We start from the raw sequence: 2952 nt of genomic DNA on the forward strand, positions 1-2952 counted from the left end.
AGGATTAGCCAAGGCAGAATCATGACGGGCTCGTTTCCTTTCGCAAATTCGCAAGGTTCATATCAGACCGCTACCAGCACGATGGCGCCAATAACCAGCACGGCACCAGCAGCCATCGAAGCAGCGTACCAACGCAGTTGACCGGTCTCGGTGCGGCTCAGGGCTGTGTGACCACCCTTGGCCATACGCGGGATCAGACCGATGGTCTGGTCGAGCGGGTCTTTGCGCAGCATGTGGCTGATCGCATGGTACGGCTTGACGAACAGTTTGTCGTAGATCCAGTCGAAGCCCCAGGCAGCGAACCACCAGGCCGAAAGGAAACGGCCGATGCCGCTGTTGGCGATTGCCGTCACGAAGCGACGCTTGCCGAGGAACAGCAGGGCCGCCAGCAGGATACCGGCGAGGGCGATGGCGCCCGAAGCGATTTCCAGGCTGTGCTTGGCTTCGCCGCCGGCATGGCCAACGCTTTCTGGCAGGACGCCGTGCAGCGGTGGAACGATCATGGCGCCGACGAAGGTCGACAGCACGATCAGCACGGAGAGCGGCAGCCAGTGAGCGATGCCGTGACCGGCGTGGGCTTCGGTCTTGGCTTCACCGTGGAACGTGATGAAGATCAGGCGGAAGGTGTACAGCGAGGTCATGAACGCGCCGACCAGACCTGCGTAAAGCAGACCGTGGTTGCCGCTGGCGAACGCTTCCCAAAGGATTTCGTCCTTGGAGTAGAAGCCTGCGGTGACCAGTGGCAGAGCGGCCAGTGCAGCACCACCGACGATGAAGCTGGCGTAGGCCAGTGGCAGTTTTTTCCACAGACCGCCCATCTTGAAGATGTTCTGCTCGTGGTGGCAGGCAACGATCACCGCACCGGAAGCAAGGAACAGCAGGGCCTTGAAGAAGGCGTGGGTCATCAGGTGGAAAATCGCGCCATCCCATGCACCAACGCCCAGCGCCAGGAACATGTAGCCGATCTGGCTCATGGTCGAGTAGGCGAGGATACGTTTGATGTCGGTTTGTACCAGTGCCGCGAAACCTGCGAGAACCAGCGTCACACCACCCACGATGCCGACCAGGTGCAGAATTTCCGGCGCCAGGGTGAACAGACCGTGGGTACGGGCGATCAGGTAGACACCAGCGGTCACCATGGTGGCGGCGTGGATCAGTGCCGAAACCGGGGTAGGGCCGGCCATCGCGTCCGCGAGCCAGGTTTGCAGCGGCAGTTGTGCCGATTTACCAACCGCGCCACCCAGCAGCATCAGAGTCGCCAGGGTGATCCAGAAATCGCCAACCTGGAATTTCTGCGGTGCCAGCACCAGCAGTTCCTGGATGTTCAACGTGCCCACTTGCTGGAACAGGATGAACAGGCCGATGGCCATGAACACGTCGCCGATCCGGGTCACGATGAAGGCCTTGAGTGCGGCGTTACCGTTGTTGCGGTTGCTGTAGTAGAAACCGATCAACAGGTACGAGCACAGGCCCACGCCTTCCCAACCGAAGTCCAGGAACAACAGGTTATCGCCGAGCACCAGGAACAGCATGCTGGCGATAATCAGGTTGGTGTACGAGAAGAAGCGCGAGTAGCCCGCTTCACCGCGCATGTACCAGGACGCGAACAGGTGGATCAGGAAACCGACGCCCACCACCACGCCGAGCATGGTGATCGACAGGCCGTCGACGTAGAGGGCGAAGTCAGGCTTGAAGCCTTCGACCGCCATCCACTTCCACAGCACCAGGGTGTAGTGACCGCCTTCGGGTGGCGCGACGTTGAATTGCCAGATGACATAGGCGGCGACAATCGCCGACAAGCCAATGGAACCCACGCCGATCAGCGCCGAGAGGTTTTCCGACCAGCGTCCACGGGAGAACGACAGCAGCAGGAAACCGATCAGAGGGAATACGAAAGTCAGAAAGATCAGGTTCATCCGCGCATCTCACTGGCAGCGTCGATATCGAGCGTGTGGAAGCGGCGATACAGTTGCAGCAGGATCGCCAGACCAATACTGGCCTCGGCGGCTGCCAAACTGATCACCAGGATGAACATGATCTGTCCATCCGGCTGGCCCCAACGGGCGCCAGCAACAATGAAGGCCAGTGCAGAGGCGTTCATCATCACTTCCAGGCTCATCAACACGAACAAAATGTTGCGGCGGACCATCAGGCCGACCAGACCAAGGCAGAACAGGATGCCGGCAACGGCCAATCCATGTTCGAGAGGGATAGCAGGCAGGTCTTTCTCCTTCGCCTCGTTACGGCCCAAATGGAACGCCGTGACGGCTGCGGCGAGCAGCAGCATCGAGGCGAGTTCGACCACCAGCAGGTACGGGCCAAACAGGCTGATGCCCACGGCTTTCGCGTCTACGGTGGTGTGGCCGATGGCTTGACCGCTCTGGTGAGCGAACAGCACATACAGCAGTTCGGCCAGCAGCAAGGCTGCGAGAATCACCGGCCCGGCCCAGATGCCGGGCTTGAGCCAGTTGCGCTCTTGCTGAACCGAGGCGGGGCCGAGGTTCAGCATCATCACCACGAACACGAACAGCACCATGATGGCACCGGCGTAGGCGATCACTTCCAGCACGCCGGCGAACGGTGCGCCGAGTGCGAAGAAGGTCATGGCCACGGCGATCAACGAGATGATCAGGTAGAGCAGGGCGTGCACAGGGTTGGTGTTGGTGACCACGCGAAGCGTGGACACAACCGCGATACCCGATGCGAAATAGAAAGCGAATTCCATCGTTCTTCCTTAAGGCAGCAAGCTCTTCACGTTGATCGGTTCGGCTTCGTTCTGCGCAGCGCCTTTCGGCTTGCCAGCGATTGCCATACCTGCAACACGATAGAAGTTGTAATCAGGGTTTTTGCCGGGGCCGGAGATCAACAGATCTTCTTTCTCGTACACCAGGTCCTGACGTTTGAACTCGGCCATCTCGAAATCCGGAGTCAGCTGGATTGCGGTGGTCGGAC

2 protein-coding genes and 2 pseudogenes are annotated in these 2952 nt (G+C 59.9%); all 4 read right to left on the reverse strand.

Features of this window, described 5'->3' with window-relative positions; translation table 11 throughout:
• Window positions 1-62: 62 nt before the first annotated feature.
• Window positions 63-1916 carry an NADH-quinone oxidoreductase subunit L gene (gene nuoL / locus ACIOWE_RS29960; RefSeq protein ID WP_401398564.1) on the reverse strand — a complete coding sequence of 618 codons (1854 nt, stop codon included), beginning with the start codon at window positions 1914-1916 and terminating at the stop codon, window positions 63-65.
• Entirely contained in the window at window positions 1913-2221 is a 309-nt protein-coding gene (gene nuoK / locus ACIOWE_RS29965; RefSeq protein ID WP_003223790.1) for an NADH-quinone oxidoreductase subunit NuoK, read from the reverse strand. The genes nuoL and nuoK overlap by 4 nt, the downstream gene beginning before the upstream one ends.
• Before the next feature lie 6 nt (window positions 2222-2227).
• A pseudogene (gene nuoJ / locus ACIOWE_RS29970) lies at window positions 2228-2725 on the reverse strand (NADH-quinone oxidoreductase subunit J); the annotation flags it as partial.
• Window positions 2726-2734: 9 nt separating this feature from the next.
• Window positions 2735-2952 (reverse strand): annotated as a pseudogene (locus ACIOWE_RS29975) (NADH-quinone oxidoreductase subunit I); the annotation flags it as partial.

The organism is Pseudomonas sp. NPDC087598 (assembly GCF_044743525.1).
Classification (GTDB): domain Bacteria; phylum Pseudomonadota; class Gammaproteobacteria; order Pseudomonadales; family Pseudomonadaceae; genus Aquipseudomonas.

Excerpts from the sequence above, each read along its gene's own strand:
- nuoL (WP_401398564.1), bottom strand. The coding sequence starts at position 1,916 with ATGAACCTGATCTTTCTGACTTTCGTATTCCCTCTGATCGGTTTCCTG.